This window comes from Microbacterium sp. As-52, assembly GCF_049949185.1.
GTDB lineage: Bacteria > Actinomycetota > Actinomycetes > Actinomycetales > Microbacteriaceae > Microbacterium > Microbacterium maritypicum_A.
Genome location: NZ_CP188171.1, coordinates 685,487 through 700,344, shown reverse-complemented (window position 1 = coordinate 700,344; position 14,858 = coordinate 685,487). Strand labels below are relative to the sequence as shown.

The 14,858-nt window shown below is 69.1% G+C and carries 13 protein-coding genes and 1 riboswitch; of the genes, 2 read left to right on the top strand and 11 right to left on the bottom strand.

What is annotated here, in order from left to right; genetic code table 11:
• Positions 1–179: 179 nt before the first annotated feature.
• Together nagA and ACLFA2_RS03380 are read right to left on the bottom strand one after the other, a co-directional pair.
• Positions 180–1,352 carry an N-acetylglucosamine-6-phosphate deacetylase gene (nagA, locus tag ACLFA2_RS03385; RefSeq protein WP_347125136.1) on the bottom strand — a complete coding sequence of 391 codons (1,173 nt, stop codon included), beginning with the start codon at positions 1,350–1,352 and terminating at the stop codon, positions 180–182.
• Entirely contained in the window at positions 1,349–2,860 is a 1,512-nt protein-coding gene (locus ACLFA2_RS03380; RefSeq protein WP_426622038.1) for a family 20 glycosylhydrolase, read from the bottom strand. The genes nagA and ACLFA2_RS03380 overlap by 4 nt, the downstream gene beginning before the upstream one ends.
• A 107-nt stretch (positions 2,861–2,967) precedes the next feature.
• Positions 2,968–3,052, top strand: a riboswitch (ZMP/ZTP riboswitch).
• A 40-nt stretch (positions 3,053–3,092) separates the two neighbouring features.
• Between ACLFA2_RS03380 and glyA the strand changes: the two genes are divergently transcribed.
• Both glyA and ACLFA2_RS03370 read left to right on the top strand, forming a co-directional pair.
• Positions 3,093–4,367: a serine hydroxymethyltransferase gene (glyA, locus tag ACLFA2_RS03375; RefSeq protein ID WP_021198835.1), complete on the top strand. Its 1,275-nt coding sequence runs from the start codon at positions 3,093–3,095 to the stop codon at positions 4,365–4,367.
• A 124-nt stretch (positions 4,368–4,491) separates the two neighbouring features.
• Positions 4,492–5,370, top strand: a complete 879-nt coding sequence (locus ACLFA2_RS03370; protein WP_021198834.1) for a bifunctional methylenetetrahydrofolate dehydrogenase/methenyltetrahydrofolate cyclohydrolase — start codon at positions 4,492–4,494, stop codon at positions 5,368–5,370.
• Between the two features lie 79 nt (positions 5,371–5,449).
• Here the strand turns inward: ACLFA2_RS03370 and ACLFA2_RS03365 are convergent, their stop codons facing one another.
• From ACLFA2_RS03365 to ACLFA2_RS03325, 9 genes are all read right to left on the bottom strand, one after another.
• A complete protein-coding gene (locus ACLFA2_RS03365) occupies positions 5,450–6,016 on the bottom strand; it encodes a hypothetical protein (RefSeq protein WP_167253331.1) in 567 nt (188 codons plus the stop codon).
• A 70-nt stretch (positions 6,017–6,086) separates the two neighbouring features.
• Positions 6,087–6,809, bottom strand: coding sequence for a DUF6882 domain-containing protein (locus ACLFA2_RS03360; RefSeq protein WP_167253332.1), 723 nt, complete (start codon positions 6,807–6,809; stop codon positions 6,087–6,089).
• 38 nt (positions 6,810–6,847) lie between these two features.
• Positions 6,848–8,077, bottom strand: a complete 1,230-nt coding sequence (locus ACLFA2_RS03355; RefSeq protein WP_426622037.1) for an MFS transporter — start codon at positions 8,075–8,077, stop codon at positions 6,848–6,850.
• A 113-nt stretch (positions 8,078–8,190) separates the two neighbouring features.
• Positions 8,191–8,991 (bottom strand): HpcH/HpaI aldolase family protein, encoded by an 801-nt coding sequence (locus ACLFA2_RS03350; RefSeq protein WP_426622036.1) that lies wholly within the window; start codon positions 8,989–8,991, stop codon positions 8,191–8,193.
• Positions 8,976–9,761 carry a 2-keto-4-pentenoate hydratase gene (locus tag ACLFA2_RS03345; protein ID WP_347125145.1) on the bottom strand — a complete coding sequence of 262 codons (786 nt, stop codon included), beginning with the start codon at positions 9,759–9,761 and terminating at the stop codon, positions 8,976–8,978. Before ACLFA2_RS03345 ends, ACLFA2_RS03350 begins: the two co-directional genes overlap by 16 nt.
• A gap of 10 nt (positions 9,762–9,771) precedes the next feature.
• Positions 9,772–10,935: a 3,4-dihydroxyphenylacetate 2,3-dioxygenase gene (gene hpaD, locus ACLFA2_RS03340; protein WP_021198828.1), complete on the bottom strand. Its 1,164-nt coding sequence runs from the start codon at positions 10,933–10,935 to the stop codon at positions 9,772–9,774.
• A 91-nt stretch (positions 10,936–11,026) separates the two neighbouring features.
• Positions 11,027–12,523 (bottom strand): 5-carboxymethyl-2-hydroxymuconate semialdehyde dehydrogenase, encoded by a 1,497-nt coding sequence (hpaE, locus tag ACLFA2_RS03335; RefSeq protein WP_021198827.1) that lies wholly within the window; start codon positions 12,521–12,523, stop codon positions 11,027–11,029.
• On the bottom strand, positions 12,520–13,233 hold the full coding sequence (locus tag ACLFA2_RS03330) for a GntR family transcriptional regulator (RefSeq protein WP_021198826.1): 714 nt from the start codon (positions 13,231–13,233) through the stop codon (positions 12,520–12,522). Before ACLFA2_RS03330 ends, hpaE begins: the two co-directional genes overlap by 4 nt.
• On the bottom strand, positions 13,230–14,744 hold the full coding sequence (locus ACLFA2_RS03325; RefSeq protein ID WP_347125148.1) for a fumarylacetoacetate hydrolase family protein: 1,515 nt from the start codon (positions 14,742–14,744) through the stop codon (positions 13,230–13,232). Before ACLFA2_RS03325 ends, ACLFA2_RS03330 begins: the two co-directional genes overlap by 4 nt.
• Between the last annotated feature and the right edge of the window lie 114 nt (positions 14,745–14,858).

Here is a 14,858-nt window from a genome sequence, read left to right as displayed (position 1 = left end):
GCACTGGTGCGGGGGGCATTCGCACTGGTCGGGCAGGTCGGGATCCTCGGGGGAGGAGAACCCGGCCGCCCGTCTCACGAGGGGGAACGAGGCCGCCGATCTGGGGAACGGCGGCCTCCCGCCCCGTCACACATGCATGACCGGAGAGCGCAGAGCTGCGCGTCGCGCGCGGCGCCGTCTCAGACGAGCAGCCGGGGTCCTGACCACACGCGCGCGACGCGCAGTTCCGCATCCAGGAGCACGGCATCGCCGAGCATCCCGTTGCGCAGACCGCCGAGAGCAGAATCGCGGCCGATCGCCCGTGCCGGCGTCTCCGTGAGCGCGCGAACGGCCTCGGGCAGCGACACGCCTGCCTGCACGGCCCGCCGCAGGGCCACGTCCTGCGTCAGCGTCGATCCGGCGATCGATCCGGTGTCGTCAGCCCTCGCCACGCCGTCGCGCACCGTGACGCTCACCGCGCCGAGGTCGTAGTGGCCGTCGGCACTCCCGGCGGCCGCCATCGCATCGGTGATCAGCGCGACCCGCCGGGGGGCGGAGTCGAAGACGAGCTTGACGACGTGCGGGTCCAGATGCACGTTGTCGGCGATGGCCTCGAGCACCACACGATGATCGGCCGCCGCCGCGAGAACCGGCCCCGGAGCGCGGTGATGGATCCCCGGCATCGCGTTGAACGCGTGGGTGAGGATGGAGGCTCCCGCCTCGAACGCGGCGATCGCCATGGCGGCATCCGCATCGGTGTGGCCGACGGCGGCCGCAGAGCCCGCTGCCACGATCTGTCGGATCGCGTCGATCCCGCCGGGGAGCTCCGGCGCGATGGTGACCTGACGGACGGTGCCGCGGCCGGCATCCAGGAGGCGGGAGACATCCGCGGCCGCCGGATGGCGGAGAAGCGAGGGTTCGTGGGCTCCGTGATGCCCGGGGTCGAGGAAGGGCCCCTCGAGGTGCGATCCCAGGATGTCGGTATCCGTCGAGGTCAGATCCGCGATGAGCGCGACACTGCGGGCGAGGGAGTCCAGCGACGCGGTCACGAGCGAGATGACCGCGCGGGTGGTGCCGTGCGCGCGGTGCAGGTCTCGTCCGGTGCGGATCGCCTCCACGCCGTCGTCGAACGCGGCACCGGCGCCTCCGTGCCCGTGGATGTCGATGAAGCCGGGAGTGAGCAGGGCGCCCGCGCCGGCGACGGCGGTCGCGTCGACGATCTCGTCCGCCGGCGTCCACTCCGATCCCGTCCCGCGGGCCGTCACGACACCGTCCTCGACCCGGATCCAGCCGTCCTCGACGATGTCGCCGTGATCGATGATCCGCGCCGAGTGGATGACCAGCGAACCGGTCGAAGAGGAGTGGGTGCTCAACGTGCGCTCCAGGGGATCTCGTCTGCGGGGTGGAAATCGACCCCTTCAGCCTTCCACAGCGGCGCCAACGACCCGACCCGCAGGCGGAACGACTCCCATGTGCGCTCCGGTGTCTCTCGTGGCGACCAGGCGACCTCGGCCTGCGCAGCGGCGCGCGGGAAGACCAGCTGCTCGACCTCGTCGATCGTGCGGGTGGTCTCCGACCAGAGAGGGGCCTCCACACCGAGGATCGCGGCCTCGGGGACGTCGAGCACCGCGGTGGGCTCCCACTCGTAGGCGGAGCGGACGTCGATGATCGCCGCCCAGGTGAGTCCGAGGGGGAAGTCCTCCGTGTACTTCATGTCGAGGTAGGTGACGTCAGCCGCCGACATGAGGAGAGCGCCGCCCCGCTCGACGAAATGGGCGGCCTCCTCGGCGTGCGTGCCTTCGGGCGTGGTCTTCCCCCAGTACTGCCCGACGGTGCCCTCGGCGATGTTCGCCGCGGAGCCCATCTCGTGCCAGGCCATCGGGATCTTCCCCTCTTCCACGACGATCGAGGTCGCGCGCGCGGCGAACAGATCGAAGTCGGCCTGGGGAGTGCCGAGCGACTCGTCGCCGCCGATGTGGATGTACGGCCCCGGCGTCATCTCGGCCAACTCGCGGACGACGTCGCGCACGAACTCGTACGTGCGCTCCTCGTGGATGCGGACGCTGGAATGGCCGACACCCCAGCCGAGGTAGGTCTCGCCGGCGACGGGCAACGGCTGGCCCAGACGCGCGGAATCCGCGATGAGGTTGTCGTTCAGCACCGGCGCCTCGACGAGCTCGGGGTAGGCCACGCCGATCGCGTGGGTGTGCCCGGGCAGGTCGATCTCGGGGATCACGATCATGTGGCGCGAGGCGGCGTACGCCACGAGCTCGCGGTAGTCGTCCTTCGAGTAGAAGCCGCCGGGGTCGCCGTTCGCCGACGTGCCGGAGGCGCGCTCGGTGAGCAGCGGCCAGGAGTCGATGTGCACGCGCCACCCCTGGTCGTCGCTCAGGTGCAGGTGCAGGTGGTTGAACTTGAGCGCACTCGTGCTGTCGATGAACCTCTTCACATCGTCGACGCCGAAGAAGTGCCGGGCGACGTCGAGCATGACGCCCCGTCGCGGGAAACGCGGGGAGTCCGCGACGTCGGCGCGGAGCAGCGCCCAACCGGAGTCGTCCTGGCGCAGCAGCTGCAGCAGTGTCTGCACACCGTAGAAGAGCCCTGCCTCGTCGGCCCCGACGACGATGGCCTGATCGCTGATCTCGAGTGTGTAGCCTTCCGGCGCCGAGGATTCCGGGTCGACGATCAACTCGATGTCGGCGAGGGCCTCGTCGACGACGGAGAGCCGGATGCCACTGCGGCGCTCGACCGCGTCGATCAGCTGGGCGGCTGCGGGGGAGGAACCGCGCACGCGCGTCTTCGCGGTGATCGGCATCCGTCCCTCTCGTGCGACGGCGGACACGGGCACGGGAACGAGCGGAAGAGGATGAGGAAGGACCATGAACAAAACCTACCCGTCGGTGCCGCTCAGCGGAATGGCAGAACTCGAATCGATTCTGCGACCGCCATGAGACGGCAGCGTGCGCGGCGGCTCGCATCGGCTATGCTCGTAACCGTCGCGACTGGCGTCTGGGTGGACTACCACCGGGGAGCGACTGACCACGGAATTCGACCGCGCGCCTGGGCCGATAGGAACACCCCTTTCGAATCCGTTGTCAAAGGAGCACGTCATCATGACCGACCGTTACTTCAACGCCCCGCTTTCCGAGGTCGACCCCGAGATCGCTCAGGTCCTGGATCGCGAGCTGAAGCGCCAGCAGACCTTCCTCGAGATGATCGCGTCGGAGAACTTCGTGCCCGTCTCGGTGCTGCAGTCGCAGGGCTCCGTGCTCACGAACAAGTACGCGGAGGGCTACCCCGGACGCCGCTACTACGGTGGCTGCGAAGAGGTCGACGTCGCGGAGTCCCTCGCGATCGAGCGGGCGAAGAGCCTGTTCGGTGCGGAGTTCGCGAACGTGCAGCCGCACTCCGGCGCCTCCGCGAACGCGGCGGTCCTGCACGCGATCGCCCGTCCCGGCGACACCCTGCTCGGTCTGTCCCTCGACCAGGGCGGCCACCTCACGCACGGCATGAAGATCAACTTCTCCGGCCGTCTGTACGACATCGTCGCCTACGGTGTCGACCCCGAGACCTCGACGATCGACATGGCGGAGGTGCGTCGCCTAGCGATCGAGCACAAGCCGAAGGTCATCATCGCCGGCTGGTCGGCCTACCCGCGCACGATGGACTTCGCCGCGTTCCGTGAGATCGCCGACGAGGTCGGCGCGCTGCTCTGGGTCGACATGGCGCACTTCGCCGGTCTGGTCGCCGCAGGTCTGCACCCGAACCCGGTGCCCCACGCACACGTCGTCTCCTCGACCGTGCACAAGACGATCGGCGGCCCGCGCTCGGGCTTCATCCTCACCAACGACGCCGAGCTCGCCAAGAAGATCAACACCGCGGTGTTCCCCGGGCAGCAGGGCGGACCGCTCATGCACGTGATCGCGGCCAAGGCCACGGCGTTCAAGCTCGCCGGCACTCCCGAGTTCAAGGAGCGCCAGGAGCGTGTGCTGCGCGGGGCGAAGCTCATCGCCGAGCGCCTGTCGCAGCAGGACGTGAAGGACGCCGGCATCTCCGTACGTTCGGGCGGCACCGACGTGCACCTGGTTCTGGTCGACCTGCGCGACGCCGAGATCGACGGCAAGCAGTCCGAGGATCTCCTGCACGACATCCACATCACCGTGAACCGCAACGCCGTCCCGAACGACCCGCGTCCGCCCATGGTGACCTCGGGCCTGCGCATCGGCACGCCCGCGCTCGCGACCCGCGGCTTCGGTGATGCCGAGTTCACCGAGGTGGCCGACATCATCGCCCTCGCGCTGCTCCCGGGGGCCGACGTCGAGGCCCTGCGCGCCCGCGTCGACGCCCTGGCCGCCGCGTTCCCGCTCTACCCGGACCTGCAGCAGTAATTCCGCAGCACCTCCCTCTCGCGAGTGCACGGGGTACTGCCGAGCGCACGGCTTGTCGACGTGAACAAGCCGTGCGCTCGACGGGAGGCCGTGCACTCGGCGGTGACGACGTAAGGAAGACACCATGACCGCGAAGATCCTCGACGGGAAGGCGGCTTCGGCCGCGATCCGGGCCGAGCTCACCGAGCGCGTCGCCGCGCTGAAGAGCAAGGGGGTGACGCCCGGGATCGCCACCGTGCTCGTGGGCGCCGACCCGGCGTCGCAGCTGTACGTGGGTATGAAGCATCGGCAGTCCGAGGCGATCGGGATGAACTCGATCCAGCGCGAGCTGCCGGCGGAAGCGACCCAGGCCGACGTCGAAGCGCTGATCGACGAGCTCAACGCCGACCCGGCCTGCCACGGTTACATCGTGCAGCTGCCGCTGCCCAAGCATCTGGACACCGACGCGATTCTCGAGCGGATCGACCCGGCCAAGGATGCCGACGGCCTGCACCCGACCAACCTCGGGCGCCTGGTGCTGAACGTCAACAGCCCGATCCACACGCCGCTGCCATGCACGCCGCGCGGGGTCATCGAACTGCTGTTGCGCAACGACTACGACCTCAAGGGCAAGCATGTCGTGGTGGTCGGGCGCGGCGTCACGATCGGACGCTCGATCGGACTGCTGCTCACCCGGCGCGACCTGAACGCCACGGTCACCCTCACGCACACCGGCACCGTCGACATGCCGCGCTACCTGCGTGAGGCCGACGTGATCGTCGCCGCGGCCGGCGTGAAGCACCTGATCCGCGCGGAAGACGTGAAGCCCGGCGCGGCCGTTCTCGACGTCGGTGTGACGCGCGAGACCGACGAGGAGACGGGGAAGAGCCTCGTGTTCGGCGACGTCGCCCCCGATGTCGCCGACGTGGCGGGCTACATCTCCCCGAACCCGGGAGGTGTCGGCCCGATGACGGTCGCGCTGCTCATGACCAACGTCGTGGAAGCGGCCGAACGGTCGCTCTGACGACGACCCTTCGCGCAGGAAAGGCGCCCTCCCGGTGACGGGAGGGCGCCTTCCTCGTTCCGGGCGCGTACCGCCCGGATCAGCCCAGTTCGTCGAGCATCCGTCGCTGCTCGGGCGTCAGCCCGTCGCGGAGCTCGTCACGGGCGGCGCGGGTCTCCGGCGACTCCGGCGGCGCGGCGGGCGCGGAGGGCGCGGAGGATGGGGCCTTCGCGCCTCCCTGCACGCGTGCCTGCACCGAATCGTAGATCTCGCCCGCCTTCGCCCGCAGCCGATCGTCGATCTGGTCGTAGATCATCCAGCCGAACAGCAGTGCGAGCGGCGGCAGCACGAACGCCCAGAAGCCGGAGGCACGCACCCCGCTCAGCCACACCGTGAGCACCCAGATGATGAGCTCGACGAGATACACCAGGACGTACTGCACGACCTTCTCGCCGGTCCTGGTGCGCTCGGCGGCGGACTTCGCGGCCGACGTGCGGAAGGCCCCGGCGAGCAGCGGCTTCACGAACAGGGCGGCGAGGGTCAGGATGACGGACGCCCACAGCGCGTTCAGACCGACCGACACACCGGGCAGTAGCAGGCCGATCAGCAGCAGCACGGCGACGTCGAACACGTAGAGCGCGGCGAACCGGACGATTCCGTTCTTCATGCGCCCAGAATCCCACACCTCCAGGGCAGATCACCCCTGATTGTGCCCGATCACCCCTGAGAGTGCCCGGTCACCCCTGATTGTGCAGTGTGCTCTCGATCCCGCTGATGCGGGCCTGCTCGTCGAAGCGGAACGTCGCGGTTCCCGTGGCATCCGACACCGTCGCCCCGGAGAACGCCTCATCGGTCCAGGTGAGCGTCCAGCCCGCGAGGCGGGCGAGGTCCCAGACCGCCGTGCGTGCATCGGGCAGGACGGCGGCGGAGAGCACGCGGGGGAGCGCGATGACCGCATCGGCCACCGTGAGCGGCGCGAGCGGAGCGTCGAGCAGGAAGACCGCCCGTGTTCCGTTGCCGACCGGGGCGGAATAGTAGGGGGAGCGCCCGGTGAGCTCCACCGCGACGCCGCCGACCGTGTGGGCCGCCTGGGCGATCCATTCGTCGTCGCCGGAGACCTCGGCGGGGAACGCGACCTCGGCGGTGGTGAGTTCGGCGACGCCGTGCTCATTGCCGTATGCGTGCAGCTGCGCGGCGACTCCCTGCGGGTCGCCGCTCGGGTGTGCCCAGGCCCACAGCAGCGACCGGGGTCCCGGTGCGATCGTCGCGATCAGGTGCGCGCGGGCCACGAGCTGGCGGGACGGATCGGCGTCGGCCGTGAAGGTCAGCGTGCCGGCAGCCAGGTCCGCGTCCCAGCGGTGCTCGCCGAGGGCATCGGCGGCGGCGGAGAGAGCATCCTGACGGAGTGCGACGAAGAGGGCGGCACGATCGGCGAGGGGCTGGAGCGCGGCGAAGGTCATGCCGACAGTCTCGCGGTCGATGCTATGAATCCGCTAGTTCACGCGGAGATCGTCGCGGCTTCCGGGCGTCCCATCCGCCAGACGCTCGGCACCATCAGGGTGGCCAGCGCGATCACCGCGTACACGGCACCCGAGGCGATGAGCACTGTCGCGGGGTCGGCATGTGTGATCAGCCAGCCGTACACGAGCGTGCCGATCGGCATCACGACGAAGCTGCCGAGCATGTCGTAGCTCGACACCCGGGAGAGCTTCTCGCCGGGGATGTTCTCCATCATCGCGAGGTTCCACCCCGTGCTGAAGACCTCGGCCCCCGCCCCCGCGATGAACGCGGCCATGGCGAGCAGGACCACCGCGGGATGCACGCCCAGGATCGTCACGGGGATCGCGAAGGCGGCCATGCCGATCATGCCGTAGCGCAGCGGCCGTCGCAGCGGGAACCACATCAGCAGCAGCGTCATCAGCAGCACGCCGGCGCCCTCGGCGCTCACGACCCAGCCCCATCCGGTGATGCCGAGCAGATCGTTGTTCTTCGCGATGTACGGGCCCACGACACCCCAGGCGCCGACGTGGATGGCGTTCATGACCATGAAGGCCAGCACGATCGTCCACAGCCACGAGCGACTCCAGAACTCCCGCCATCCGACGCGGAGGTCGTGGAACATCGTGGTGCCGCCCGCGTGCGACGGGGGAGGGAGCTTCACCAGGGCCAGCACCGGGATCGCGATCACCCATCCGGTCGCCTGCACGACCATCGCCCAGGCCGGGCCCGCGGTCGCCACCAGGACGCCCGCGATGATCGGGCCGCCGATGGTCACGGCTGAGCGCACGAAGGACAGCATCGCGTTCGCCTGCTGCAGATGCTCGGGAGTCGTGAGCTGCGGGATGATGCCCTGCATCGCCGGCAGCACGAACGCCGTCGAAGCGCCGTTGACGATCGAGAGCATCACGAGGAGCGGGATCGTGGCGTTGCCCGTGAACAGGAGCGCGGCGATCGTGCCGATCGACAGGATGTCGACCACATAGCAGGCCTGGATGATCAGCGCCCGGGGGAGTCGGTCGGCGATCACGCCGCCGAACAGCACGAACACGATGTTGCTCACTGTGAAGGCGGCGAGCACGAAGGACAGCGATCGCGCGTCGTTGTCGATCTCCAGGACCGCGAAGGCGAGGGCGATCGAGGACATCGACCCGGCGATCATCGTGATCGCCCGGGCGAGGAAGAACCAGCGGAAGTTGCGGTCCTGCATCGCGGCGAGCCCGCGGCTCACCTCACGACCTCGCTCCTGTGCACCCGGCTATCCTGCCACGGGCGGGAGTCCTTCGAATCGCGCAAACGGTTGCATCCAGGTCCTGGACACAGCCACGTGCGCGATTCGAAAGGTCAGTAGCTGGCGCGGGAGGAGTCGTCGGTGGCGATGAAGCGCGCGGCCAGAGCCTCGGACGCCCGTGCGAGCAGAGCGACATCCGCTCCGACGGCCACGAAGTCGGCACCGGCGGCGAAGTAGGCGTCGGCGGTTGCCGGGTCGAAAGCGTTGACGCCGACGGCTTTACCTGCCGCCTTGACCGCGGCGAAGACCTTCTCGACGGCGGCCGTGACCTCGGGGTGGGTCTGCTGGCCGAGCAGGCCCATCGACGCGGACAGATCGGAAGGGCCGACGAAAACCGCGTCGACGCCGTCGACCGCGGCGATGTCGGCTGCGGCCTCGACGCCCGCCGCCGTCTCGATCTGCACCGTGAGCGAGATGTGCTGCGCCGATTCCTGCAGGTAGCGATCGACACGGTTCCAGCGCGCGCTGCGGGCGAGGGCGCTGCCCACTCCGCGCACGCCCTCGGGCGGGTAGCGGGTGGCCGCGACGGCGGCGCGGGCCTCGTCTGCGGAGGAGACCATCGGCACGATCAGGTTCTGCGCTCCGAGGTCGAGGATCTGCTTGATCGCGACGGTGTCGTTCGACGGCACCCGCACGAGCGGGGCGATCGGGTACGCGGCGACGGCCTGGAGCTGCACGAGCACGGACTCGAGCGTGTTCGCCGAGTGCTCCATGTCGATCAGCAGCCAGTCCAGTCCCGACCCCGCGGCGACCTCGGCGAGCAGCGGGCTGCCGGAGCAGACCCACATGCCCACGAAGGGGCGATCGGAGTCCGCGATCTGCTCGCGGAACGAAGGGGCTAGACGAAGCGGCATGCGATTGTTCCCATCGGTCCGTAATCGCACAGCACCTCGTCGCCACGCGACACCCACATCGGGCGTGTGAACGATCCTGCCAGGATGATCTCTCCAGCCTCGAGACGCGCGCCGTGCTGATGGAACTTGTTCGCGAGCCACGCGACCCCGGTGGCCGGGTGACCGAGCACCCCGGCGGCGACACCGGTCTCCTCGATCTCGCCGTTGCGGGAGAGGACACCGGGAACCCAGCGCAGGTCGATCTCATCGGGGAGCTTGCGCACGGTGCCGAGCACCATCGCGCCGTACGCCGCGTTGTCGCTGATCGTGTCGACGATCGTGCGGCCCTCGAGCTCGATGTGCGAGTTCAGCACCTCGAGCGCGGGGACGGCGTAGTCGATCGCCGCGAGAGCATCGTCGAGGGTGCAGTCGGGGCCCTCGAGCGGGGTCTTCAGCACGAAGGCCAGCTCGACCTCGATGCGCACGTTCGAGAAGTGGTCGACCGGGATCTCGGCTCCCGAGTCGTAGACCGTGTCGTCGAACATCACCCCGTAGTCCGGCTCGGTGATGCCCGTGGCCTGCTGCATCGCCTTCGAGGTCAATCCGATCTTGCGACCGACGAGTCGGCGACCCGCGGCGATCTGCGAGTCGCGCCAGACCCCCTGGATCGCGTAGGAGTCCTCGACCGTGGCCTCCGGGTACCGAGCTGTGATGCGCGGGATCACGGAGTGCGTGCGGTCGGCCTCCGCGAGTTCCGCCGCGATCTGCGTGATCGTCTCTGCTGACAGCATCCGTGCCCCCTTAGAGCTGGTGGCCCAGCTTGTACTCGCCCTGCTTGTACTCGGGCATGTCCTTGTCGTCGTCCGCGCGCGTGTACGAGAAACCATCGGCGCCGATCGTGACCGCCATCTCGGAGTCGTCGGTGCGGGCCACGACCGGCTGCGGGTTGCCGTCGAGGTCGAGGACCAGCGAGGCATCCGTGTACCAGGACGGGACGACGGGGTTGCCCCACCAGTCGCGACGCTGGTTGTCATGGACGTCCCACGTGATGACCGGGTTGTCGGGGTCGCCCGTGTAGTAGTCCTGCGTGTACACCTCGACGCGGTGCCCGTCGGGGTCGCGCAGGTAGAGGTAGAAGGCGTTCGAGACGCCGTGACGCCCGGGGCCGCGCTCGATCGAGTCGGAGCGGCGGAGCGCGCCGAGCTTGTCGCAGATCGCGAGGATGTTGTGCTTTTCGTGGGTCGCGAAGCACACGTGGTGCATACGGGGGCCGTCGCCGCCGGTCATGGCCGTGTCGTGCACCGTGGGCTTGCGGCGCATCCAGGCGGCGTAGACGGTGCCCTCGTCGTCCTGGATGTCCTCCGTGACGCGGAATCCGAGATCCTGCATGAACCCCACGGCGCGCGGCACATCGGGGGTGACCTGGTTGAAGTGGTCCAGCCGCACCAGCTCGCCGGGGATGTGCAGGTCGTACCGCCACGACATCCGCTCGACGTGCTCGGTCGCGTAGAAGAACTCGTAGGGGAAGCCGAGCGGGTCGACGACGCGCACCGAGTCGCCGATGCCCGTGACGAAGCCGTTCTCATCGCGTCGCACATCGCAGCCCAGCTCGGTGTAGAACTCCACCGCGCGGTCGAGGTCTTCGGGAGTGCGGACCCGGTACGAGAACGCGGCCACGGCGGCGATCGGGCCCTTGCGCAGCACCAGGTTGTGGTGGATGAACTCCTCCGTCGACCGCAGGTAGATCGCCTCGTCGTCCTCCGCGGTCACGTACAGGCCCAGGATGTCGACGTAGAACTGCCGCGAGGCCGCGAGGTCGGTGACCACGAGCTCCATGTACGCGCAGCGGAGGATGTCCGGCGGCGAGCTCTGCGGCGTCGCGATGGGGTTCTCGGAGCGGATCGGCGCCTCCTGGGAGACGTAGAAGCCGGAGGAGGTCAGGGTCATGTCGTCGCGGTGTGTCATGTCAGCGTCCTTGCGTGAGGTTCCGGTCGCACTCTCTGTCGCATCCGCGTCGGTGGGGCGGCGGAGAGTGCGACCGGAACGAGACAGTGGGTCAGTTCTTGCCGAAGGTCGGGTTGTGGGCGGGCCCGAGCGTGATGTGCACGCTCTGCTGGTCGGTGTAGAAGTCGATCGAGCGGTAGCCGCCCTCATGACCGAGACCCGAGGCCTTCACGCCGCCGAACGGGGTGCGGAGGTCGCGCACGTTGTTGCTGTTCAGCCACACCATGCCGGCCTCGACCGACTGCGCGAAGTTGTGCGCCCGCTTGAGGTCGTTGGTCCAGATGTAGGCGGCGAGTCCGTACTTGGTGTTGTTCGCGAGCGACAGCGCCTCCTCGTCGGAGTCGAACGGCGTGATCGCGACGACGGGTCCGAAGATCTCCTCCTGGAAGATCCGGGCGTCGGGGGAGACGTCGGCGAACACGGTCGGCGCGACGAAGTTGCCCTCCTCGAAACCCTCGGGACGACCGCCGCCGGCGACCAGGCGCCCCTCGGTCTTGCCGATCTCGACGTAGCTCATGACCTTCTCGTAGTGCTCGGGGTGAACGAGAGCACCGACCTCCGTGGCGGGGTCGTGCGGGTAACCAACCTTGACGCGCTTCGCCTGAGCGGCGTAGCGCTCGACGAACTCCTCGTAGATCGAGCGCTCGACGAGGATGCGGGATCCGGCCGTGCAGCGCTCGCCGTTGAGGGAGAAGACGCCGAAGATCGTGGCGTCCACGGCGGCCTCGAGGTCGGCGTCGGCGAAGACCACGGCGGGCGACTTGCCACCGAGCTCCATCGACAGCCCCTTGAGGAACGGCGCGGCGTTGCCGAAGATGAGCTGTCCGGTCGAGCTCTCACCCGTGAAGGAGATGAGCGGCACGTCGGGGTGCTTCACGAGCGCGTCGCCCGCGTCCTCGCCGAGGCCGTTCACGAGGTTGAAGACGCCCTTCGGCAGCCCCGCCTCCTCGAAGATGCCTGCCCAGAGGGACGCGGAGAGCGGCGTGAACTCGGCAGGCTTCAGCACGACCGTGTTGCCGGTCGCGAGCGCGGGACCGAGCTTCCACGACTCGAGCATGAAGGGCGTGTTCCACGGCGTGATGAGCCCGGCGACGCCGATCGGCTTGCGGTTGACGTAGTTCATCTGGCGCCCTGGCACCTTGAAGGCGTCGTCGGACTGCGCGACGATCAGGTCGGCGAAGAAGCGGAAGTTCTCGGCGGCGCGACGGGCCTGACCCAGTGCCTGCGTGATCGGGAGGCCGGAGTCGTACGACTCGAGCGCGGCCAGACGCGCATCGCGCGACTCGACGATGTCGGCGATCTTGTGCAGCACCCGCGACCGCTCGCGGGGGAGCATGCGCGGCCAGGGGCCCTCATCGAACGCGCGCTTCGCGGCGGCGACGGCGAGCTCGATGTCGGCCTTCTTGCCCGCTGCGGCCGTCGTGTACGCCTGGTTGGTGACCGGGTCGAGCACGTCGAACGTGTCTCCATCGACGGAGTCGACGAATGCGCCGTCGATGTAGTGCTGGATGTGGTCGGGGAGGTCGGCGGGGATGCGCGAATCGGTCATGAGAATTCTCCGGTCGTCTGGGCAGAAGTCGTCTGGTCGGAAGTCGTCTGGGTGGAACGGGCGTGCAGCGCGTCGAGGAACGCGTCCATGGTGCGCCAGCGGTGGTTGCGGGCGGCGAGTTCGATCTCGAGAGGGTCGGCACCCGCGCGGATGAGATCGAGGATCTCGGTGTGCTCCTCGACCGAGTGCTGGGCGCGTCCGGGGATCGATGCGAACGTCGTGTCGCGGATGCCGGAGAGCCGCGACCAGCCGCGGTGCACGAGATCGAGCAGATGCGGGTTGGGGCACGGCTCGAACAGCACCGAATGGAACTGGCGGTTGAGCTCGGTGAAGGCGTGGGCGTCGAGTTGGTCGAGCATCTGCGCCATCCGCTCGTTGATGCGGGTGGCCTCATCGAGGGCGGCGTCGTCGAGAAGGGGAGCGGAGAGCGCGGTGGCGCAGCCTTCGACGAGGCCGAGCGTCTGCATGGTGTGGGCGTATTCGCTCTCGTCGACGAGGGTCACGCGTGCGCCGACGTTGCGCTCGAACGTCACGAGTCCTTCGGCTTCGAGGCGGCGGATGGCTTCGCGCACCGGGACGACGCTCATCTGGAGGTCGTCCGCGATGGATCCCAGCACCAGACGATATCCAGGGCTGAACATATGACCCGTGATGCGGGAGCGGAGCCACTCGTAAGCCACCTCGGACTTGCTGGCCGCCGTCGTGGTCATCGTGCACTCCGGTCAGCGGCGCTCCGGTCAGCGGCGCTCCGGTCGGCGGCGCTCCGGTCGGAGATGGCCTCCTCGTAGCGGGCTCGCCACTCGGCGTTCAGAGGGAACAGCCCGTCGACGGGGTGGCCGGCGGCCACCTGCTCGGCGATCCAGGCATCTTCGATCTCCTGCGCGACGGCGCTCGCCGCGACCTCGGCAGCCAGTGCCGGGGGGATGACGATCACGCCGTCGCTGTCGCCGACGATGATGTCGCCCGGCTGCACGGTCGCGCCGCCGCAGGAGATCGTGACGTCCACATCCCATGGCACGTGCTTGCGGCCGAGCACGGACGGATGCGCGCCCTGCGAGAACACGGGGAGACCGATCTCGGCCACGGCGTCGAAGTCGCGGACGCCCCCGTCGGTGACGACCCCGGCCGCTCCGCGGACCTTCGCGCGCAGGGCGAGGATGTCGCCGAGGGTGCCGGTCGTGGCATCCTCTCGGGCTTCGATCACGATGATCTCGCCCTCTTCCACGGCGTCGAACGCGCGCTTCTGGGCGTTGTAGCCGCCGCCGTGGGAGGCGAAGAGGTCTTCGCGGAACGGCACGAAGCGCAGCGTCTTCGCGGTGCCGACAATCTTGCTGCCGGGGATGTTCACGGACACGCCGTCGATGAAGCAGGAGTGGTGTCCACGCTTGCGGAGCTGCGCCGACAGACCGGCCGTCGGCGCCTCGAGGAGCTGGGCGCGCAGTTCGGGGGAGAGCCCGTGCGTCTTCTCGAGGGGAGGCAGGCCTGCCTCCTCGCGAGAGCCCCACGCTTCTGTGCGCTGCAGGTCGTCGACGGCGGGGAGTGATCCGAGGCCGCCGTCGAAGGGCGTCTCGCCCTGCGTGACGGTGGTGATGAGGCGGCCCGAGGTCGGAGCGCCGGGGGCCTCCGGGGCATCCACCTCGACCTCGACGACGTCGCCAGGGACGATGACCGAAGAACCGGCGGGAGTGCCGGTGAGGATCACATCGCCGGGCTCGAGCGTGAAGTGCTGGGACAGGTCGGCCACGAGCTGCGCGAGCGGGAAGATGAGGCCGGCGGTGGTGTCCTCCTGACGGAGCTCTCCGTTCACCCAGGCGCGCACCCGGAGGGCGGCGGGGTCGACCGTGCGGGCATCGATCAGGTCGGGGCCGAGCGGCGTGTATCCGTCGCCGCCCTTGGAGCGGACGTTCGAGCCCTTGTCGTTCGCGCGCAGGTCGTACAGGCCGAGATCGTTCGAGGCGGTGACCCAGCCGACGTGGTCCCAGGCGTCGTCGAGCGAGACCCGGCGGGCGGGAGTGCCGATCACGAGAGCGATCTCGCCCTCGAAGGCGAGCAGCTCGGTGCCGGCAGGGCGCTCGACGGTGCCACCGGAGACGCCGACCGAGCTGGCCGGCTTGAAGAAGTAGGAAGGGGAGGCAGGGCGCCTGCCGCGCTGGTCGGCGCGCGAGGCATAGCTCAGGTGGATCGCGATGATCTTGCCGGGGCGGGTGATGGGGGCCGTCACGGGGCGCCTCCTTGCGCTCGTCTGCGATGTCGTGCGTGACGCCTTGTGCGTCGTATTCGAAATCATATATCATCGGTTCACCCCTCGGCAAGCACTTCGGATCCGCTCCGCTGC

Excerpts from the sequence above, each read along its gene's own strand:
- ACLFA2_RS03345 (WP_347125145.1), bottom strand. The coding sequence starts at position 9,761 with ATGCTGTCAGCAGAGACGATCACGCAGATCGCGGCGGAACTCGCGGAG.
- ACLFA2_RS03350 (WP_426622036.1), bottom strand. The coding sequence starts at position 8,991 with ATGCCGCTTCGTCTAGCCCCTTCGTTCCGCGAGCAGATCGCGGACTCC.
- hpaD (WP_021198828.1), bottom strand. The coding sequence starts at position 10,935 with ATGACACACCGCGACGACATGACCCTGACCTCCTCCGGCTTCTACGTC.
- hpaE (WP_021198827.1), bottom strand. The coding sequence starts at position 12,523 with ATGACCGATTCGCGCATCCCCGCCGACCTCCCCGACCACATCCAGCAC.
- ACLFA2_RS03380 (WP_426622038.1), bottom strand. The coding sequence starts at position 2,860 with ATGGTCCTTCCTCATCCTCTTCCGCTCGTTCCCGTGCCCGTGTCCGCC.
- ACLFA2_RS03330 (WP_021198826.1), bottom strand. The coding sequence starts at position 13,233 with ATGACCACGACGGCGGCCAGCAAGTCCGAGGTGGCTTACGAGTGGCTC.
- glyA (WP_021198835.1), top strand. The coding sequence starts at position 3,093 with ATGACCGACCGTTACTTCAACGCCCCGCTTTCCGAGGTCGACCCCGAG.
- ACLFA2_RS03360 (WP_167253332.1), bottom strand. The coding sequence starts at position 6,809 with ATGACCTTCGCCGCGCTCCAGCCCCTCGCCGATCGTGCCGCCCTCTTC.
- ACLFA2_RS03365 (WP_167253331.1), bottom strand. The coding sequence starts at position 6,016 with ATGAAGAACGGAATCGTCCGGTTCGCCGCGCTCTACGTGTTCGACGTC.
- ACLFA2_RS03370 (WP_021198834.1), top strand. The coding sequence starts at position 4,492 with ATGACCGCGAAGATCCTCGACGGGAAGGCGGCTTCGGCCGCGATCCGG.